The organism is Streptomyces sp. NPDC059080 (genome assembly GCF_042739975.1).
GTDB classification, from domain to species: Bacteria; Actinomycetota; Actinomycetes; order Streptomycetales; family Streptomycetaceae; genus Streptomyces; species Streptomyces benahoarensis.
On record NZ_JBHYGX010000012.1, the window covers coordinates 76776 to 96810 of the forward strand.

The 20035-nt window shown below is 74.7% G+C and carries 13 protein-coding genes; 4 read left to right on the forward strand and 9 right to left on the reverse strand.

The features are described from left to right. Positions 1 to 42: 42 nt before the first annotated feature. The 8 genes from ACFWWQ_RS12850 to ACFWWQ_RS12885 form a co-directional block, all read right to left on the reverse strand. Positions 43 to 4188 carry a molybdopterin-dependent oxidoreductase gene (locus ACFWWQ_RS12850; protein ID WP_384594609.1) on the reverse strand — a complete coding sequence of 1382 codons (4146 nt, stop codon included), beginning with the start codon at positions 4186 to 4188 and terminating at the stop codon, positions 43 to 45. Between the two features lie 178 nt (positions 4189 to 4366). Beyond that, on the reverse strand, positions 4367 to 5542 hold the full coding sequence (locus tag ACFWWQ_RS12855; protein ID WP_384594612.1) for an Ig-like domain-containing protein: 1176 nt from the start codon (positions 5540 to 5542) through the stop codon (positions 4367 to 4369). 180 nt (positions 5543 to 5722) lie between these two features. Beyond that, positions 5723 to 6217: a MarR family winged helix-turn-helix transcriptional regulator gene (locus ACFWWQ_RS12860; RefSeq protein WP_384594615.1), complete on the reverse strand. Its 495-nt coding sequence runs from the start codon at positions 6215 to 6217 to the stop codon at positions 5723 to 5725. A 68-nt stretch (positions 6218 to 6285) separates the two neighbouring features. Continuing rightward, positions 6286 to 7032: an SRPBCC family protein gene (locus tag ACFWWQ_RS12865; protein WP_384594618.1), complete on the reverse strand. Its 747-nt coding sequence runs from the start codon at positions 7030 to 7032 to the stop codon at positions 6286 to 6288. Beyond that, positions 7032 to 7556 carry a (2Fe-2S)-binding protein gene (locus ACFWWQ_RS12870; protein WP_384594832.1) on the reverse strand — a complete coding sequence of 175 codons (525 nt, stop codon included), beginning with the start codon at positions 7554 to 7556 and terminating at the stop codon, positions 7032 to 7034. Before ACFWWQ_RS12870 ends, ACFWWQ_RS12865 begins: the two co-directional genes overlap by 1 nt. A gap of 77 nt (positions 7557 to 7633) precedes the next feature. Further along, positions 7634 to 10099, reverse strand: a complete 2466-nt coding sequence (locus tag ACFWWQ_RS12875; RefSeq protein ID WP_384594621.1) for a xanthine dehydrogenase family protein molybdopterin-binding subunit — start codon at positions 10097 to 10099, stop codon at positions 7634 to 7636. Then, positions 10096 to 10947, reverse strand: coding sequence for an FAD binding domain-containing protein (locus ACFWWQ_RS12880; RefSeq protein ID WP_384594624.1), 852 nt, complete (start codon positions 10945 to 10947; stop codon positions 10096 to 10098). Before ACFWWQ_RS12880 ends, ACFWWQ_RS12875 begins: the two co-directional genes overlap by 4 nt. A 294-nt stretch (positions 10948 to 11241) precedes the next feature. Then, positions 11242 to 11511, reverse strand: coding sequence for a hypothetical protein (locus ACFWWQ_RS12885; RefSeq protein WP_384594627.1), 270 nt, complete (start codon positions 11509 to 11511; stop codon positions 11242 to 11244). Between the two features lie 44 nt (positions 11512 to 11555). Between ACFWWQ_RS12885 and ACFWWQ_RS12890 the strand changes: the two genes are divergently transcribed. After that, positions 11556 to 11975 (forward strand): hypothetical protein, encoded by a 420-nt coding sequence (locus tag ACFWWQ_RS12890; RefSeq protein WP_384594630.1) that lies wholly within the window; start codon positions 11556 to 11558, stop codon positions 11973 to 11975. Between the two features lie 10 nt (positions 11976 to 11985). On the opposite strand, the gene ACFWWQ_RS12895 is transcribed toward ACFWWQ_RS12890, so the two are convergent. Further along, positions 11986 to 13152: an NAD(P)/FAD-dependent oxidoreductase gene (locus ACFWWQ_RS12895; RefSeq protein ID WP_384594633.1), complete on the reverse strand. Its 1167-nt coding sequence runs from the start codon at positions 13150 to 13152 to the stop codon at positions 11986 to 11988. Positions 13153 to 13603: 451 nt separating this feature from the next. Between ACFWWQ_RS12895 and ACFWWQ_RS12900 the strand changes: the two genes are divergently transcribed. The 3 genes from ACFWWQ_RS12900 to ACFWWQ_RS12910 all read left to right on the forward strand — a co-directional run bounded on the left by ACFWWQ_RS12900 (position 13604) and on the right by ACFWWQ_RS12910 (position 19927). Further along, positions 13604 to 16057: an FAD-dependent oxidoreductase gene (locus ACFWWQ_RS12900; RefSeq protein ID WP_384594636.1), complete on the forward strand. Its 2454-nt coding sequence runs from the start codon at positions 13604 to 13606 to the stop codon at positions 16055 to 16057. Positions 16058 to 16101: 44 nt separating this feature from the next. Next, positions 16102 to 17262: an aromatic ring-hydroxylating dioxygenase subunit alpha gene (locus ACFWWQ_RS12905; protein WP_384594639.1), complete on the forward strand. Its 1161-nt coding sequence runs from the start codon at positions 16102 to 16104 to the stop codon at positions 17260 to 17262. 142 nt (positions 17263 to 17404) lie between these two features. Next, on the forward strand, positions 17405 to 19927 hold the full coding sequence (locus tag ACFWWQ_RS12910; RefSeq protein WP_384594642.1) for an ATP-dependent Clp protease ATP-binding subunit: 2523 nt from the start codon (positions 17405 to 17407) through the stop codon (positions 19925 to 19927). Positions 19928 to 20035 lie beyond the last annotated feature (108 nt).

The following is a 20035-nucleotide window of genomic DNA, read 5'->3' on the forward strand; positions in this document are numbered from 1 at the left end:
CTCTGCCGGCGCCCCGCGCCACCTGCCGGGTGGCGTGGGACGTCAGTAGACGTCGCGGAGATAGCGTCCCTCGGCGGTGAGGCGCGCGACATACGCGGCCGCGCCGTCCTCGTCGAGACCGCCGTGGGCCATGGCGATGTCCCGCAACGCGCGATCGACGTCCCCGGCCATCCGGGACGCGTCCCCGCAGACGCAGAAGTGCGCGCCGTCGCACATCCAGGACCAGAGCAGCGCGCCGTGCTCGCGCATCCGGTCCTGGACGTAGATCTTCTCCGGCTGGTCGCGGGAGAACGCGGTGTCCAGCCGGGTGAGCACCCCCGCGTCGCGGAGGGCTTCCAGTTCGGCGCGGTGGTGGAAGCCGCTCGCGCGGTGTTGTTCGCCGAAGAACAGCCAGTTGGGGGCGGTGTGCCCGCGGGCCCGCCGCTCCTGGAGGAAGCCGAGGAACGGGGCGACGCCGGTGCCCGGCCCCACCATCACCATCGGCGTCGCCGGGCCGGCCGGGGGCCGGAAGTGCGCGGAGCGCTGGACGAACACCCGCACCGGGGCGCCGGCTTCGGCGTCGGCGAGGTGTGCCGAGGCGACGCCGTGGCGTGGCCGGCCGCGGCGGCTGCCGAAGCGGACGACGGAGACCGTCAGCCGGATGCGGTACGGGTCCTGGAGCGGGCTGGACGCGATGGAGTACAGCCGTGGCCGCAGCCGGGGCAGAATGGCGGCCCACTCGGCGGCGGACGCACGCACCGGGTACTCGGCGAGTACGTCGAGGGCCTGCCGCCCCCATGCCCACCGGGTGCGTTCCTCCTTGGCCCCGGGGCTCAGCAGGCGTGTGGCGAGGGGGGCCCCGGTGCGGTCGGCGATCAGCCGGAGCAGGCCGGTGGTGATCCGGGTGGGGTCGAGGTGGCGTTCGAGCGCCGTGGCGAGGGGGACGGTGCCGACGCCGGTGACCTCGACGGCGGCCGCGGGGTCGGCTTTGGTCATCGCCAGCCATTCCGCCACCACCTCGGGGCGGTGCAGCGGCAGCACGCCCAGGGCGTCCCCCGCCTCGTAGGTGAGCGGCGTACCGGCCTCGCGGGTGTCGAGGGTGAAGGCGCGGACCTCCTTTCCGGAGTCCGGCCCGCTCAGCAGCCGGTTGCCGGTGAGACGGGCGGTGGCGGGGGCGTTCCGGGAAGGCGGCGGGGCGGCGGCCGGGGCCGGTGGTGCGGCTGCGGGCCCGGACTCGGGCGCGTGCGCGGCGAGGTCCGGCCCGGGGGCGGTCGGTGCGGCGTCGGCGTCGGAGTCGGCGGGTGCGGAGCCGCTGCCGCCGGGTACGGGCGCGGTGGGCCCGGGCCCCGTACCGGCGGACGCCGCCCCGGTCGCCCCGTCCCCGCCGTCCCGTTCCCGCTCCGCATCCCACGCATCGAGCACCGCGTCCAGCCACCGCGCTGCGGGCTCCGTGTCGTCCGGTTCGCACTCCGCGCGGGGTGCCAGGCGGTGGGCGCCGAGGGCGGTCAGGCGGTCGTCGAGGCGGCGGCCGTGGCCGCAGAAGTCGGCGTAGGACGAGTCACCGAGGGCAAGCACGGAGTAGGGCGCGCCGTCGAGGCGGGGCGCGTCCGGGGAGTTGAGCGCCGCCCAGAAGCGGGCGCCGTTGTCGGGGGCGTCACCGTCGCCGAAGGTGCTGGTGACCAGGAGCAGCACGGCGCCGGACGGCAGGGCCGCGGGCATCCCGTCGTCCATCCGCAGCAGCCGCGCCGACCATCCGCGTGCGGTCAGTCCGCGGGCCGCGACGGCCGCCGCCTCCTCGGCGTTCCCGGTCTGCGAGGCCCACAGCACCAGCACCTCCCGGGCGGCCCCGGCGGCGGGCGCGGGCTCCGCCTCCGGAAGCGGCGTACGGGAGAACGCCCCGGCCAGCCAGCCGTTGACCCACCGGGCGTGGTCCGGGGTGAGCGGTGTGCGGTCCGGCAGCAGGGTGGGGGCGGGCCCGCAGGGCGCCCCGCCCCCGTTGCCGGCCGTCGCGCCCGCCCCGACTTTGGTGAGCGCCACCGCACACGCCTTCGTCCCCGGCTGGAAGGACACCGGATCCACCGCGTCATGCGTGACCGCGTTGACGCTCAGATACTCACCGAACAGGTCGTTCCAGTGGAACGGTGCGAAGCAGTCGCCGGGCCGCACCCGGTCGTCGACCTTCGCGGGCAGTACCGCGCGCCCGCGCCGCGAGGCGACCTCCACCGCGTCGCCGTCCACGATGCCCAGGGGCGCCGCGTCCTGGGGGTGGATCTCCACGAACGGCCCCGGGTCCAGCGCGTCGAGGCGGGCGATCTTCGCGGTCTTGGTCAGCGTGTGCCACTGGTGCGGCAACCGGCCGGTGTTGAGGAGGAACGGATAGTCGTCGTCGGGGAGTTCGGCGGCCGGGAGCGACGGCCGGGCGTGGAAGACGGCCCGCCCGGTGGGCGTCGGGAACCACAGCCGGGGGCGGCTGCCGTCCGCCCGCTCCCGGGGCGGGTGCACCGCGCCGTCGTTGAGATAGCGCACCGGATTGCGGTCCGGGCCGTCCGGGTCGGCGCAGGGCCACTGCACCGGCCCCCGGCGCAGCCGCCGGTGGCTGACGCCGCGCAGGTCGTAGCCGGTCCGCGGGTTCTGCGCGCGCGACAGTTCGGCGAAGACCTCCTCGGCGCTGTCGTACGCGAACGCCTCCCCGTACCCCATCCCGCGGGCGACGGCGGCGATGATCCGCCAGTCCGGCCAGGCGTCGCCGGGCGGTTCGACGGCCTGCCGCATCAGGGTGAGGTTCCGCTCGGAGTTGACCAACACCCCCTCGGTCTCCGCCCACATCGCGGCGGGCAGCTGCACATCCGCGTACGCCTGCGTCTCGGTCGTCGCGAACACGTCCTGGGTGACGACGAACTCCGCGGCCTCCAGACCCTCGATGACGGTGCGGCGGTGGGCGACCGATGCGACCGGGTTGGTGCACAGGATCCACGCCGCCTTGATCTCGCCGCGCGCCATCCGCCGGAACATCTCGACGGTCCCCGGGCCGCCGCTGCCGGGCCGGATCGTCCCGGGCGGCAGCCCCCACAACTCCTCGGTGAACGCCCGGTCCTCCGCCACCTCGGCGGACCGTTGCCCCGGCAGCCCGGGGCCCATGTAGCCCATCTCCCGGCCGCCCATGGCGTTGGCCTGCCCGGTCAGCGAGAACGGGCCGCAGCCGGGGCGGCAGATCGCGCCCGTCGCCAGATGCAGGTTGATCAGCGCATTGGTGTTCCAGGTGCCGTGCGTGGACTGGTTGAGCCCCATCGTCCAGCAGCTCAGCCACGCCCCGGCGGTGCCGATCCACTCCGCCGCCCGCCGCAGATCCGCCTCCGCCAGACCGGTCAGCGCGGCGACGGTCTCCGGCGGATGGTCCGCCAGGACGCCATCCATCGCCGCCCAGCCCTCGGTGTGCGCGGCGATGAAACCGGGATCCGTGTGCCCGCCCGTCGCCAGCAGGTGCAGCAGCCCGTTGAGCAGCGCCAGATCGGTGCCGGGCCGGATCTGGAGGAAGAGGTCGGCCTTGGCGGCGGTGGCGGTGCGCCGCGGATCGACGACGATCAGCTTCGCCCCGGCCCGTACCCGCTCCATCATCCGCAGGAAGAGCACCGGATGGCAGTCGGCCATGTTGGCTCCGATGACCAGGAACACGTCCGCGTGCGCGAAGTCGTCGTACGAACCGGGCGGCCCGTCGGCGCCCAGCGACAGCTTGTAGCCGCTGCCCGCACTCGCCATGCACAGCCGCGAGTTGGACTCGATCCAGCCGGTGCGCAGATAGCCCTTGGCCAGCTTGTTCGCCAGGTACTGTGCCTCCAGCGTCAGTTGCCCGGAGACGTACAGCGCCACCGCGTCCGGACCGTGCGCATCGGCGACGGCGCGCAGCCGCCGGGCCGTCTCGGCCAGCGCCGCCTCCATGGCGACCGGCTCGGGCGCCTCACCGCGGTGTGGGCGGCGCAGCGCCCCGGTGAGCCGCCCGGGCGCGGCCATCAGCTCCGCGCCGGTGGCGCCCTTGGCGCACAGCCGCCCGGAGTTGGCCGGATGTGCCTTGTCGCCCGAGGCCCGGCGGACCGTCCGCCGCCCGTCCGGACCGGCCGTCAGATCGAGGACGACGCCGCACCCCACCCCGCAGTACGAGCAGACGGTCCGCACCGGCGGGAGGGGGCGCGGCCCCGGTTCGGGTGCGGTCATGTGCGGCTCCTCCCGTGCTCGGACGCGGTACGCCGACGACAGTAGGGAGCGCAGGTTTCCCGGGTGTCACACCGGTTGATCTTGCGGGGTTACACCTCGTACACAGCGGCCCGGCGCCGTCCGTGAGGGACGACGCCGGGCCGGGGCACCGCAGCGGTGCCGGGATCGGGGACGGGGCTCAGCCGAGGGCGGAGCGCTGCTGCCACTGCGGCCAGCTCTCCTGCCAGACCTCCAGGCCGTTGCCGACATCCGTCCGCTCGGTGTTGCTGGTGCCCCGCACCTCGACGGTGGAGCCCACCGGCAGGAAGTCGAAGACCCGCTTGGCGTCCGAGGTGGTCATGCCGAAGCAGCCGTGGGAGTTGTTGACCACGCCGATGGAGCGGTTCCACGGCGCGGAGTGCAGGAACGTGCCGGAGGCGGTGAGGTGGGTGACCCACTTCGCGTCCAGCATCCACTGGTCGCCGTAGCCGATGGTCGAGGAGTCCATGGTCTCGTCGGCGTTCTTGCTGCGGACGGTGTGCACACCGCCGCGGGTGGGCGCCTGCGGCGAGCCCGCCGAACCCTTGACGGTGCCGACGGCGGAGCCGTTCTCGTACATGGTCAGGGTGTGCGACGGGACGTCGATGACGGCCTTGTGGTCGGCGCCGATGCTGAAGCCGAAGTCGTAGTCCCGGACGAACCAGCCGCCGGCGCCGGACGGGACGCCGGTCAGCGCGCCCTTGACGGTGACCTTGGTCCCCGTCGGCCAGTACGTCCTGGGCCGCCAGTCGATGCGGTCCTTGCCGGAGTAGTCGGTGACCCAGCCCCAGGCGCCCTCGACCTTCGGGCTGGTGGTGACCTTGAGGGCCTTCTCGATCCCGGCGCGGCGGCCCTTGTCGACCGGGTTGTCGAAGAGGACCGAGACCGGCATACCGGTGCCCACGGTCTGGCCGTTGCCGGGGGAGTTGGTGAGCTTGTTGACGCGGTCGGCCTCGGCGGTCGTGAAGACGGTCTTCTTGGTGGCCTTCCGCCCGCTGTCGGAGGTGGTGCGGGTGGTGAGGGTGTACGTGGTGCCGGGCCGGACCTTGCCGTCGGAGGTCCAGGACGTGCCGCCGGAGGCCAGCTTCCCCGGCACCGTGGCGCCCTTGTCGTCCTTCGCCTCGACCGAGGTGATCCTGCCGCCCTCGGTGCGTATCGCTATGGGGTCGCCGAGCGGTGCGGACGTGGCACCGGCGGCCGGGGTGACGGTGACCTTGGCCGTGGGCTGCTCCTGGGCCTGGGAGGCGGTCGCGCCCGTCCCGCACGAGGTCACCAGGGCCGCCGCGAACAGGGCGGGTATCCAGCGGACGGCATGACGGCGTGGTGCGGCGAGCACGGGTTCCTCCAAGAGCACAGAGCGCAAACAGACAGGTGCGGAACGTGGGCGCGGCACACCGCGCGGACGTTCCGCCATCACAGGAGACGGTTTGTCGGCTTCCGTGGTTGTCCGCCGGATCGCACCCCAATGACACAGTTAGGTCTCGGCGGGGGAGGGGCCCGTGTCCGGGCGGGCCGTCTACGGGGCGGGGTCCTCGCTCAGGCCCTCCCAGTGGTCGGCCAGGGACGTCAGCAGACGTATCAGCTCGCCGCGCCGCTCGGCGCCGTACGGGGCGAGCAACCGCTCGTCGAGCAGGTCGAGGCGGTCGCGGGCCGCGCGCAGCGCCCGTTCGCCCGCCTCGGTGAGGTAGAGCAGCTTGCGGCGGCCGTCGGCCGCGGCGGTGTGGCGGACGAGCAGGCCACGGGTCTCCAGGCGGCGGGCCACGTCCGCCATCGTCGAGGTGTCCAGGGCCACCGCCGTCGCCATCGACCGCTGGTCCCGGCCGGGCGCCGCCTGCACCGCCGTCAGCACCGCGAACTGCGGCCCGGTGAGCGTCGGATCGACCGCGCGCGCCCACAGCGAGAGGTACGCCTGGTGGAGCCGGCGCACCTGATAGCCGGGGGCGTCGGTGAGCGCCGCAGGGATCGCGGGCCCGGGCGCGGGTGTGGTGCCCGCAGGGGTCTCGTCAGCCATGGGGTCACTCAATCACGGTGATCGCGGGCGGTGCGGGGGCGAACCCGTCAGGGCGGCTCGCCCCGCGCTCAACCGCGCCGCGCCCGCGCCAGTTCGCGGCGCAGCTGGCCGAGGCGGGCCAGCAGCCAGCCCTCGAAGACGCCGAAGGCGAAGGCGGCCACCAGCGGCCCGTACGTGGCGGTTGCGGGGCCGCCCGGTAGCAGGGACGGGCCGCTCACGGGCGTGGGCGCGGCGGCGCCCGGGTGGCCGGGCGTCTGCGCGGCGGACGCGGGGACGGGACGGCCCGCCACGGAATCCGAGGGGCCCGCACCGGACGTGGGCCCGCCCGCACCGGCTGCGGCGCCGCCCGCACCCGCCGCGTCCCCCACCCGTTCCTCCTCCAGCAACCCACCCAGATTCGCCGCGAACCGCTGGAGCAGCCGCTGCGACACGGCGTCCAGCGCGCCCTTCCCGAACTGGGCGAGTTTGCCGCTGATCACGAGGTCCGTGGTGACGTCGAGCCGGGTGCCCGCCGGGTCGTCGGTCACCGTCAACACCACCTCCGCCTCGGCGTTGCCCCGGCCGTGCGCATCGGCGCCCCGCGCCTGGAGTCGTAGCCGCCCCTGCCCGGCGTCCGACTCCAGGAACCGTACGGTGCCCCCGTACGCGGCGGCGACCGGGCCGACGCGGACCGTCACCCGGCCCCGCCAGACGTCGCCGTCCTGTCCCTCAAGGACGGCACCCGGCATACAGGACGCCACCCGCCGTACGTCGTTGAGCAGCGCGAACACCGCCTCCGGCGGCCCCGCCACGGGCACGCTGTTGCCGATCCGCATCAGTTCTCCTTCCGTGCGGCGCGCCGGGCCGTGGCGCAGCCGTGGATCGCGTCGACGAGGGACTGGTAGCCGGTGCAGCGGCAGAGGTTCGCGGCCACCAACTCGCGGATCTCCGCCCGGTCCGCGTCCGGCCGCTCGGCGAGGAAGCCCTCCGCCAGCATCAGGAATCCGGGGGTGCAGAAACCGCACTGGAGCGCGTGGTGTGCGGCGAACGCCCGTTGCAGATCGCTCAGTTCGCGGCCGTCGGAGAGCGATTCGACGGTGCGGAGCGCGGCGCCCTCCGCCTGTACGGCGAAGAGCAGACAGGCCCGCACCGGGCGCCCGTCGAGCAGCACGGTGCAGGCGCCGCAGACGCCGTGCTCGCAGCCGACGTGGGTGCCGGTCAGCCCCAGATCGTGGCGGAGCACGTCCACGAGGGTGCGGCGCGGCTCGCACAGCACCTCGTACGGGGCGCCGTTGACGTCCAGCACCAGCAGCTGGCGTTCCCGCGCGGGATCGGTCCCGGCGTCCGCCGGATCGGTCAGCGGGAGGTCGGGCGGATGGTTGCTCACGGTAGGGACTCCTGGGTCGGGTGGGCGGTGTGCGCGGGATGCGGCGTGGGTCAGGCGCCGTGCAGCGCGCGGTGCACCGCCTCGGGGGTGACGGGCAGCGTGTCCAGTTCGGTGCCGGTGGCGCGCAGCGCGTCGTTGACGGCGTTGAGGACGGCGGCGGGCGCGCCGATCGTGCCGCCCTCGCCGACGCCCTTGGCGCCGGTGGCGTTGGACGCGCAGGGCGTCTCCAGATGGAAGAGGGTGATGTCGGGGATCTCCTGGGCGGTGGGCACCTTGTAGTCGAGGAAGCCGGTCGCCGAGGGCTCGCCCCGCTCGTCGTAGGTGATCTGCTCGAACAGCGCGCCCGCGATGCCCTGCGCGATACCGCCGCGGCACTGCCCCTCGACGACCTGCGGGTTGATCGCCACCCCGCAGTCCTCGACGCAGACGTACCGCAGCAGGGTGATGCCGCCGGTGTCCTCGTCGAGTGCGGCGACGACGCCGTGGGTGGCGTTGGAGAACGTCCCGTCGTGGAACACGTCGAAGGACGCCGTCGCGGTCAGCCCCGGCTCCAGGTCCTTGGGCAGCAGATGCGCCCGGAAGTGCGCGAGCGCGGCGAGCTCGGCGTACGGAAGGGACGTGCCTGGGGCGCCGCGGCGCCGCACCGTGCCCCGGTGCAGCTCCGTCTCCTCCCAGGGGACGTCCCAGCGCGCCGCCGCCAGCCGCCGCAGCTTCTCGCCGAGCCGCTCCGCGGCGAGCCGCACCGCGCTGCCACCGATCGTCACCGACCGGCTGGCGAACGTTCCCCAGCCGTACGGCACCCGGTCCGTGTCGCCCTGATGGAGCTTCACCTTCGCGAGGTCCAGGCCGAGGACGTCGGCGACGATCTGCGCGAGCGTCGTCTCATGGCTCTGGCCGTGGCTCACCGTGCCGGTGGTGACGCTCACCGCGCCGCCCGGATCCATCCGCACCTCGGCGAGGTCGTAGCCGGGCACCATGTCCATCCGGCGCTGCGCGAACGCGGCGGAGCCGTAGCCGGTGCGCTCGTTGAAACAGGCGTAGCCGATGCCCAGCCGCCGCCCGGCGGCCGCCGCCGCGTCCCGCCGCTCGTACCAGCCCTCCTCGCGCAGCGTCCGCTCGCACAGATCCAGCGATTCACGGTACGAACCGGGGTCGTAGGTGATGCCGTTGACGCCGGTGTACGGGAAGTCGGTGATGAGGTTGCGGCGGCGCAGCTCCACCGCGTCCACGCCCAGCTCCCGCGCGGCCCGTTCGAAGAGCCGCTCCATGACCATCACGTACTGCGGGCGGCTCACGCCCCGGTACGGCGCGCTCGGCGCCTTGTTGGTGGTCACCGCCCGGCCGCGCACCCGGTAGGCGGGCACCCGGTAGACGCCCGGCAGCTCCGCCGCCGCCATCAGCGGCTCGATCCCGGCGGTGAACGGATAGCAGGAGTAGGCGCCCATGTCGCAGACGATGTCGGCGTCCAGGCCCAGGATCCGGCCGTCGGCGGCGAACGCGGCGCGCACGTCGTAGTGCTGCTCGCGGGCGAGGAAGGAGGCGGTCAGCGCGTCCTTGCGGTCCTCGATCCACTTCACCGGGCGACGCAGGCGCAGCGCCGCCGCGGCGGTCGCGATCTCCTCCCGGCCGACCACACACTTCAGACCGAAGCCGCCGCCCATGTCCGGCACGACGACCCGCACGGCCCGCTCGTCCAGACCCAGACAGCCCGCCGCGGCCGTCCGCACCTGGTGCGGCACCTGGGTGCAGGTCCGCAGCACCAGCTGCTCGGCGCGGTCGTCCCAGTGGGCCAGCGCGCCGCGGGTCTCCAGCGGCAGCGCGTTCTGCCGCCCGGTGCGCGCCTCGACCCGCACCACGCGGTGGGCGGTGGCGAAGACGTCGTCGATGCCCTCGGTGGCGAACGGCGCGACGTCCACGAGGGTGTTGCGGGCCGCCGCCTCGTGCACCAGCGGCGCCCCGTCGGCCAGCGCCGCCGCCTCGCTCACCACCGGCTCCCGCTCGTCGTAGGCGACCCGCGCGGCCTCCAGACCGTCCTCGGCGGCGTACGGGTCCCGGGCGACGACCACCGCCAGCGGCTCGCCGATGTACCGCACCCGGCGCCGCGCCAGCACCGGCATCGCGGTCTCGGTGAACTCCTCGGGCGGCCGGTGCAGCCGGGCGGTGATGTCGCCAAGACCCAGATCGGCGGCGTCGAACGCGGCGACCACGCCCGGCACCCGCCGCACCGCGTCCAGATCGAGGGCGGTGACCTCGCCGTGCGCGACGGCGGAGCGGACGAACTGGGCGTGCAGCATGCCCGGTTCGGAGAGGTCGTCGACGAACCGGCCGCGCCCGGTCAGCAGCCGGGGGTCCTCCTTGCGCGGGACCGACCGGCCGATCAGCGGCCGGGACCCGTCGCTGTGGGGGGTGTCGGGGTGCCCGGCGCCGCCCGGCCGGTGGCCGTGACCGTCCGGTACGCCGTACCCGTCGCCTCCGCGGTGCCCGTCGTGCCGTTCCTCGGGTGTCCTCGCCGTCATCGCGCGTCCGCCTCCTCACAGGCCCGCCGCACCAGCGTGCGGATCAACTGCCGCCGGTACGCCGCGCCGCCCCCGGGCCCGTCCGCGTCATCCGGGAGCGCGGCGGCGGCCGTCTCCGCGCACTCCGCGAAGGTGCCGCCGTCCGCCAGCACCCGCTCCGCCTCGACGGCTCGCAGCGGCACCGGCCCGATGCCGCCGAGCGCCACCCGCCCGCCGCGCCGCGTCCCGCCGTCCCGGTCCAGCACGACGGCGGCGGACGCGAGCGCGAAGTCGCCGCGCCGTTCGGCGAATTCGGTGACCGCGGCGTACGGCGCCGGGCGCGGGAAGACGATCTCGACGAGGAGTTCGTCCGGCTCCAGGGCGGTGGTGTACGGGCCGAGGAAGAACTCCGCGGCGGCGATGCGGCGGGCCCCGCGGGGGCCGAGGACGTGCAGTTCGGCGTCGAGGACCACCGCGAGCAGGCACCATTCCGCGGTCGCGTCGGCGTGGGCGAGGCTGCCGCCCGCCGTGCCCCGGGTGCGGATCGGCAGATGCCCGATCCACCGCATCGTCTCCCGGACCACCGCGAAACCGGGCCCGAGGACGGAGTCCGGGGCCCGCTCCACGGTGTGATGGGTGGTCAGCGCCCCGACGCGCAGCGCCCCGGCGGCGTCGGTCCCCAGGTGGTCGAGGCCGCGCAGGGCGCCGATGTCGACGAGGTGCCGGGGCCGGGCGAGCCGGTAGGCCATCATCGCCACCAGGCTCTGGCCCCCGGCGAGCACCTTGGCGTCCTCGCCCAGCTCAGCGAGGAGCCGGACCGCGCCGTCGGCGTCACGGGCCCGGTGATAGCGGAACGCGGCGGGTTTCATCGCTCTCCTGTTCGTACGGCGACCGGCCCGCCGGTGGGGCGGAGGTGGTGCGGAACGCGGGCGGAGGGGCGGGCCGGTGCGGATGAGGGACGGCGGCGTGCGGTGCGTACGGGCGGATGGCGCGGGTGCCCGGGGCCGCGCGGACCCCGGGAACGGTGGGCTGCTGTCTGCGGAAACGCGCTGATCAGCGGTGACGCCCGCAGGGACGCGAGGTCACCGGCCGAGGTAATCCGAACACGTACGATCGGTGCTGGCAAGGGGGCGCCCGCCGCGTTCACCCGGCGGAGCCGTTGCTCACGGGCCGTTGGCCGGCCCCCGCACGCCGACGGCTTCGCCCCCGCCCGCCGACGGCCCCGCCCCCGCACGGCGGTGCGAGTCCGGGGACATCCGCAGCACCGCGACCGCCACCCCGCCCGTGATGCCGACCGCCATCGCCGCGACCGTCAGCACCAGCGTGGTCCGCAGCCGCAGCCGCAGCCGCAGCCGCAGCCGCAGCCGCCGCCGCCGACGCCGTCGACGCCGGGCGCCGCACCCGCCCCGAGCCGCCCATCGCCGTCTGACCACCCCGTACGCTGAAGGTCCGAACGGTTCAACCACGAGGGGGAGTTGTGGATCCGGAGATCGCGGCACTGGCGGGCAGCGCGGGCACGGCACTGGTCGGCGCGCTGACCACCGACGCCTGGCACGGCGTACGCGACCGCTTCCTGGCCCTGTGGCAGCGCACCCGTCCCGAGCGGGCACCGGTCATCGCCGGGGAACTCGACGACACCCGCGAGGAGTTGCTGGCCGCCCCCGAGGGCCCCGGCCGGGACGCCGTCGCCGCGGACAGCGGCACCGAATGGCAGAGCCGCCTGCGCCGCCTGCTCACCGCCCACCCCGAACTCACCGGCGAACTCCGCGCCCTCGTCGCCGACCTCACCCCGCCCGAGGCGCCCGCCCCCGCCGTCACCCAGCACGCCACCGCCTCCGGCAACGCCCGCGTCTACCAGGCGGGACGGGACATGCGGATCGGCGGGGCGGACGGCTGACCGCTTCGCCTCAGCCCACCGGATCCGCCGCCCGCCCCCACTCCCGCCGCAGCCGTGCGAACGGCCGGGGACGATTGAGGGCGAGGGCGGCGGTGGGGCGGCCGTCGCGTTCGTAGACGGCGAGGAAGGTGCGGTCGGCGGGGGAGCCCTCCACGACACGCGGTACGTCACCGGGGGCCCGGCGTCCGGCGAACTGGAGGCGGACGCCGTACTGCTCCGACCAGAAGTACGACAGCGAGCGGTGGACGGCCTCCGTACGGCCCGCGAGGAGATTGCGGGCGCAGACCGCGGCCTGTTCGGTGGCGGCGGTCCAGTGCTCGCTGCGCGCACCCGCCGTCCGCGCCACGTCCCCGGCGGCCACCACCTGCGGCAGCGGCGTCACCCCGCCCGCGTCGCAGCACACCCCGTCGTCGAGCGGCAGCCCGCTGCCCGCCAGCCAGCCGGTGCGCGGACGGACCCCGATGGCGACGACGACCACCTCGGCGGGGAGCAGCCGCCCGTCGGCCAGCGCGACCGCGGTGACGGCATCCGCCGCACCGTCCGCGCGCAGCCCCGCCACCCCGGTGCCGGTGAGCAGCCGCACCCCGTGATCGGCGTGGAGCGCGGCACAGATCCCGGCCATCGCCTCGCCCAGCTGCGGTACGAGGGGGAGCGGAGCGGCCTCCACCACCGTCACGTCGTGGCCGAGCGCGGCACACGACGAGGCGGTCTCCGCGCCGAGGAACCCGCCGCCGATCACCACCACCCGTACCGGCCCGGCGGTCAGCGCGGCGCGCAGCGCCCGCGCGTCGTCGAGGGTGCGCAGGGTGTGCACCCCGCCGGGCACCGGTCCGGGCAGGGTGCGCGGCGCGGCGCCGGTGGCGAGGACGACGCCGTCGGTGCGTATCTCCTCCCCGGAGGCGAGGGTCACCGACCGCGCCCGCGGGTCGAGGCGGACGGCCCGGGCGCCCGTCCGCAGATCGAGGGCGAGCCCGGCGGTCTCCTCGTCGTCGGCGAGCGCGAGGGTCTCCGCGTCCGCCGCGCCGGTGAGGAACGCCTTCGACAACGGCGGCCGGTCGTACGGCCGGTGGGGCTCCTCGCCGACCAGGACCAGCCGGCCCGCGTACCCCTCGGCGCGCAGCGCACGGGCGGCGTACAGCCCCGCCAGTGACGCGCCGATGACGGTGACGGTGTGCATGGGGCGTCCTCCTCGGAGCCGCGGGGTGACGACCTCATCCGCGAGGGTCCGCGGCGTCGCGGCGTCCACCGGCCGTCGCAGGTGAGGTGGGAACGGACGGCGGCCGTGTGACGGCCGGTCACGCCTTCTCCGGCCGTGCGGACGCCGTGCCTCCGGCGCGCGGACCGCGTTTCGTGATGCGCACGCCGGAGCGTTCTGCGCAACAGAATCCCGGCGTGGTGCGGGCCCGTCAAGCGGTTGCCCGGGATCGTCCGGCGTCCGTCCGGCGATTCCCGGCCGCCCGTCCGCGCCCCTTGACGGTGCCGGTCCGGCGTTCCCACTATGTCTCTCATCGCGCAACCGATCGTGCAGTGCGCAACACCCTGGGCCCTTGCCGCCCCTCGTTCTCCGTCTGTTCCCGCCGCCCCGGCGCGCCCCGGCACCGTCCGCCCCGACCTCCCGAAGGAGGGACATGCCTTCCGTATCCGCGACCGACGCCCGCGTGGTCGTCATCGGCGCCGGCATCGTCGGCTGCTCACTCGCCGACGAACTCACCGCCCGCGGCTGGCGCGACGTCACCGTCCTGGAACAGGGCCCCCTCCCGGCCCCCGGCGGCTCCACCTCGCACGCCCCCGGCCTGGTCTTCGCCACCGGCCCGTCCCGGACCCTGACCCGCTTCGCCGCCTACACCATCGAGAAGTTCACCGCCCTGGAGACCGACGGCGCGCCCTGCTTCCACGCCGTCGGCGGGCTGGAGGTCGCCACCACCGAGGAACGCTGGGCCGACCTCCACCGCAAGGCCCGGCTCGCCGCCTCCTGGGGCATCCGCGGTGAACTCCTCACCCCCGAACGGTGCGCCCGCCACTGGCCGATGCTGGACACCTCCCTGCTGTACGGCGGCTGGTACACCCCCGACGACGGCATCGCCCGCGCGGTGCCCGCCTGCCGCGCGCAGATCGCCCGCGCCACCGCCCGCGGCGCCCGCTTCCTCGACCGGCACACCGTCACCGGCATCGAGCGGACCGACGGCCGCGTCACCGGGGTCGTCACCGACCGCGGCACCTTCCCCGCCGGCCATGTCGTGGCCGCCGCCGGATTCTGGGGCCCGGTGATCGGCGCGATGGCCGGGGTCCGCGTCCCGCTGCTGCCCCTCGCCCACCAGTACGCGACGACCGCGCCGCTGCCCGAACTCGCCGCCGCCGACGGCCCGCCGGACGGGGCGACCCGCCCCCTGCTGCGCTTCCAGGACCGCGACCTCTACTTCCGCGAACACACCGGCCGCCTCGGCATCGGCTCGTACGCCCACCGCCCGATGCCCGTCGACCCGCACACCGTGCCCGCCTTCGACGACGCGCCCGTCATGCCGTCCTCGCTGCCGTTCACCGCCGACGACTTCGCCCCCAGCTGGCGCGACGCCACCCACCTCCTGCCCGCGCTCGGCGCGTCCGAGGTCGCCGACGGCTTCAACGGCGTCTTCTCCTTCACCCCGGACGGTATGCCGCTCCTCGGCGAGGCGCCCGGACTGCGCGGCTTCTGGCTCGCCGAGGCGGTCTGGGTCACCCACTCCGCGGGCGCCGCCCGCGCCGTCGCCGAGCTGATGACCGACGGCCACGCCACCCTCGACCTGCACGCCTGCGATCCGCACCGCTTCGAGGGCGCCCAGCGCTCACCCGCGTACGCCGCCGAGCGCGGCACCCGCAGCTTCATCGAGGTGTACGACGTCGTCCACCCCCTCCAGCCGCCCGAGCGCCCCCGCCCGCTGCGGGTCAGCCCGTTCCACGACCGCCAGCGGGAACTCGGCGCGTACTTCCTGGAGTCGGGCGGCTGGGAGCGCCCCCACTGGTACGAGGCGAACGCCCCGCTCGCGGACGGCCTCGGCCTGCCCGAACGCGACGCCTGGGCGGCCCGCCACTGGTCCCCGGTCATCGCCGCCGAGGCCCGCGCCACCCGCGAGCGCGTCGCCCTGTACGACCTGACCCCGCTGCGCCGCCTGGCCGTCGAGGGCCCCGGCGCGCTCGCCTTCCTGCAATACCTGACGACCAACCAACTCGACCGGAAGCCGGGCACCGTGACGTACACGCTGCTGCTCGACGCGCACGGCGGCATCCGCTCCGACCTCACCGTCACCCGCCTGACCGAGGACCGCTTCCAGATCGGCGCCAACAGCGGAGCCGACCTGGCATGGCTGCGCCGCCACGCCCCCGACGGCGTCCACGTCCGCGACCTCACCCCCGGTACCTGCGGCATCGGCGTCTGGGGCCCCCTCGCCCGCGATCTCGTCCAGCCGCTGGCCCGGGACGACTTCTCGCACCAGGGCTTCGGCCGCTTCCGGGCCCGGCGGACCCACCTCGGCCCCGTCCCGGTCCTCGCGCAGCGCGTCTCCTACGTCGGCGAGCTCGGCTGGGAGCTGTACACCACCGCCGACCTCGGCCGATGCCTGTGGGACACGCTGTGGGAGGCGGGCCGCGGCCTCGGCGCCGTCGCCGCGGGCCGCGGCGCCCTGGACAGCCTCCGCCTGGAGAAGGGGTACCGCGCCTGGGGCCACGACATGACCACCGAACACGATCCCTACGAGGCGGGCCTCGGCTTCGCCGTCCGGCCCGCCAAGGGCGACTTCCTCGGCCGCGCCGCCCTGGCCGGACGCGAGGCCGCCGTCCGGCGCCGCCTCGTCTGCCTCGTCCTCGACGACCCCGCGGCGGCCGTCCTCGGCAGCGAACCGGTGTATGCCGGCGGGGAGGCGGTCGGCTACGTCACCTCGGCCGCCCACGGCTCCACCGTCGGCCGCTGCGTCGCCCACGCCTGGCTGCCGGTGGCGTACGCCGTGCCCGGCACCGCCGTCCGCCTCGGCTACTTCGGCGAGATGTTCGCCGCGACCGTCGCCGAGGAACCGCTCGTCGCCCCGGAGGCGGCCCGCCTCCGCCGCTGACCGCCCCCGTCCGCCGTCCCGCCGCACCGCCCGAGGAGACCCGTATGACCACCACCCCCGTCACCGGCCCGCGGGCGAGCGCGCCCACGCCGTCCGGCGAGCTGATCGCCACCCTGCCCGGCGCCGCCTACACCGACCCCGCCGTCTTCCGCCGCGAACAGGAGCGGATCTTCGAACGGCTGTGGTTCTGCGCGGTGCGCGCCGCCGACCTCGCCGGGCCCGGTGCCTTCCGCACCGTCCAGGTCGGCCGGGAGAGCGTGCTGCTCACCCGCAACGGGCGGGGCGAGCCCCGCGCCTACCTCAACATCTGCCGCCACCGCGGCGCCCGCCTCTGCACCGAGGAGAGCGGCACCGTCCGCCGTAGCCTCCAATGCCCGTACCACGCCTGGACGTACGACCTCGACGGCCGCCTCACCGCGGCCCCCAACCTCCGGCAGATGCCCGGCATCGACCGCACCGAACGCGGCCTCATCGCTGTTCACCTGCGGGAATGGCTCGGCTACCTCTGGGTGTGCCTCGCCGGCGCACCGCCGTCCTTCGAGGAGACCGTGATCGGCGCGGCCACCGAACGCCTCGGCGACCCCACCGCCCTCGACCGCTACGGCACCGAGGATCTGGCCCTCGGCCGCCGGATCACCTATGACGTGCGCGCCAACTGGAAACTCGTTGTCGAGAACTTCATGGAGTGCTACCACTGCGCCACCATCCACCCCGAACTCACCGAGGTGCTCCCGGAGTTCGCCGACGGGCTCGCCGCCCAGTACTTCGTCGGTCACGGCGCGGCCTTCGCCGACGAGGCCGAGGGGTTCACCGTCGACGGCACCGGCGGCTTCGGGCGGCTGCCCGGCATCGACGACACCCAGGACCGCCGCTACTACGCGCTCACCCTCCGCCCCCAGGTCTTCGTCAACCTCGTCCCCGACCACGTCATCGTCCACCGGATGTTCCCGGCCGCCGCCGACCGCACCCTCGTCGCCTGCGACTGGCTCTACCGGCCGGAGGTCCTGGCGGGCGGCGCCGACGTCAACCCGTCGGTGGAGCTGTTCCACCGCGTCAACACCCAGGACTTCGACGCCTGCGAACGCACCCAGCCCGCCATGGACTCCCGCGCCTACCACGACGGCGGTGTCCTCGTCCCCAGCGAACACCACATCGGCGCCTTCCACCGCTGGGTCACCGAAGCCCTCGCGGACGACCCCTCCTGACCTGCGGCGCGGGACGGCACACCGGCCGGTACGGGCCGGAACGCCGGGCGCCGGGGGCGCTCCGCGGCGGGGCGTTCCTCCGTTTGCGGAGCGCCGGGGGCCGCGCTTGAGTGAGACAGACCCCCACGCACCAGGAGCACCCATGTCGATGCCGTTCGGTTCCGCTTTCGGCGCGTCCGACCCGTTCAGCGACTTGCTGAACCGGTTCTTCGGAATGTCCCCCGCGTCGTCGCCACCCGCCGTCCAACGGGTCCCCATCGGGCGGCTGCTGACCGAATCGTCCCAGGAACTGATCAACCTGGCCGCCGGGCGGGCCGTCGAGGACGGCACCTCCGACCTCGACACCGAACACCTGCTGTGGGCCGCCACCCAGGTCGAACCGGCCCGCAGCCTCCTCGCCCGCGCCGGGGTCGACCCCGACGGCCTCGGCACCCGCATCGCCGCCGTCCTGCCCCGCGAATCCGGCGAACCCTCCGCCGAACCGGGCCTGACCCCCGCCGCCAAACGCACCCTCGCCGGCGCCTACGACCGCTCCCAGGCCGCGGGCGTCTCCTACATCGGCCCCGAGCACCTCCTCGGCGCCCTCCTCGACACCTCCGGCGCGGGCGCCGAATCCGGCGCCGCGCGGCTGCTGCGCGCCGAGGACCTCGACGTCGACAGGGTGCGGCGGCAGGCCGAGGACGCGGCGCGCGCGGAAGGTGCCCCCGCCGCCGCCAAACCTCCGGCCACCACCCTCGACGCGTACGGCCGCGACCTCACCGAGGAGGCGAAGGCGGGCAGGCTCGACCCCGTCGTGGGGCGGTCCGACGAGATCGAGCAGACCGTGGAGATCCTCTCCCGGCGCTCGAAGAACAACCCGGTCCTCATCGGCGAACCCGGCGTCGGCAAGACCGCCATCGTCGAGGGGCTCGCCCAGCGCATCGTGGCCGGTGAGGTCCCGCAGACCCTCAAGGACAAGCGGGTGGTCGCCCTCGACCTGTCCGGCATGGTCGCCGGGGCGCAGTACCGGGGCCAGTTCGAGGAGCGGCTGAAGAAGGTCATCGAGGACGTCCAGCAGGCCGGCGGCGAGATCATCCTCTTCATCGACGAACTCCACACCGTCGTCGGCGCGGGCGCCACCGGCGAGGGCGCCATGGACGCCGGCAACATGCTCAAGCCCGCACTGGCCCGCGGCGAACTGCACGTGGTCGGCGCCACCACCATCGACGAGTACCGCAAACACCTGGAGAAGGACGCCGCCCTGGAACGCCGCTTCCAGCCGGTGATGATCCCCGAGCCGACCGTCGAGGAGACCGTGCAGATCCTGGAGGGGCTGCGCGACTCCTACGAGGCCCACCACCAGGTCCGGTTCGCCGACGGCGCGCTGACCGCCGCCGCCGAACTCTCCGACCGCTACATCAGCGACCGCTTCCTGCCCGACAAGGCCATCGATCTGATGGACCAGGCGGGCGCCCGCGTCCGGCTGCGCAGCGCCGGACGCTCCACCGAGGTCATCAGCCGCGAGGACCGCCTCGCCACACTGCGGCGCGAGAAGGACCAGGCGGTCGCCGTCGAGGACTTCGACAAGGCGTCGGAGCTGAAGCGGCAGATCGCCGAGGCGGAGGGGGAACTCGCCGGGATCGAGGAGCGCCGCGAGGGCGTCGTCTCCGTCACCGCCGCCGACATCGCCGACGTCGTCTCCCGCCGCACCGGCATCCCCGTCGCCCAGCTCACCGCGGGCGAGAAGGAGAAGCTGCTCAAGCTGGAGGACGCGATGCACGAGCGGATCGTCGGCCAGGGCGAGGCCGTCACCGCCGTCTCCGAGGCTGTCCGCCGCAACCGCTCCGGCATGGGCGACCCGAACCGGCCGGTGGGCTCGTTCCTCTTCCTCGGCCCCACCGGCGTCGGCAAGACCGAACTCGCCAAAACCCTCGCCGAACTCCTCTTCGGCGACGAGGACCGCATGATCCGGTTCGACATGAGCGAGTTCCAGGAGAAGCACACCGTCGCCCGGCTCATCGGCGCGCCGCCCGGCTACGTCGGCTACGAGGAGGCCGGTCAGCTCACCGACCGGGTGCGCCGCCGCCCCTACTGCGTGCTGCTCTTCGACGAGGTGGAGAAGGCCCACCCGGACCTCTTCAACACCCTGCTGCAGATCCTCGACGACGGCCGCCTCACCGACGCACAGGGCCGGACCGTCAGCTTCCGCCACTGCGTCGTCATCATGACGTCCAACATCGGCGCGCAGCGGATCATCGCCCACAAGGGCGAGGTGTCGGAGCTGAAGGACGCGCTGATGGACGACCTGCGGGCCCGCTTCCTGCCGGAATTCCTCAACCGCATCGACGACATCATCCTCTTCCACCGCCTCACCGAGGACGACCTGACCCACATCGTCGAACACCTCCTCGACCGCAGCCGGCGCCGCGTCCACGCCCAGGACATGACGCTGGAGGTCACCGAGGCGGCGAAGAAACTGCTGGTCGCCCACGGCTACCAGCCGGAGTTCGGCGCCCGCCCGCTGCGCCGCACCATCCAGACGGAGCTGGACAACCGGATCGCCTCCCTCCTCCTCGCCGACGAGGCGGGCCCCGGCGACACCATCGTCGCCGACGTGGGCGACGACAACTCGCTGCACTGCACGGTCCGCAAGGGCACCGAGGGCAAGGACGACGCCGCGGCGTAGGGCGTGCGTGTCCGTGGGGGCCGGCCCCCCCCCCCCGGCGGGCCCCGCCCCCCCCAGGCCACACCCCGCGGTCGCCCCCCGAGAGAGGCGGGGTTGTTATAAAAAAAA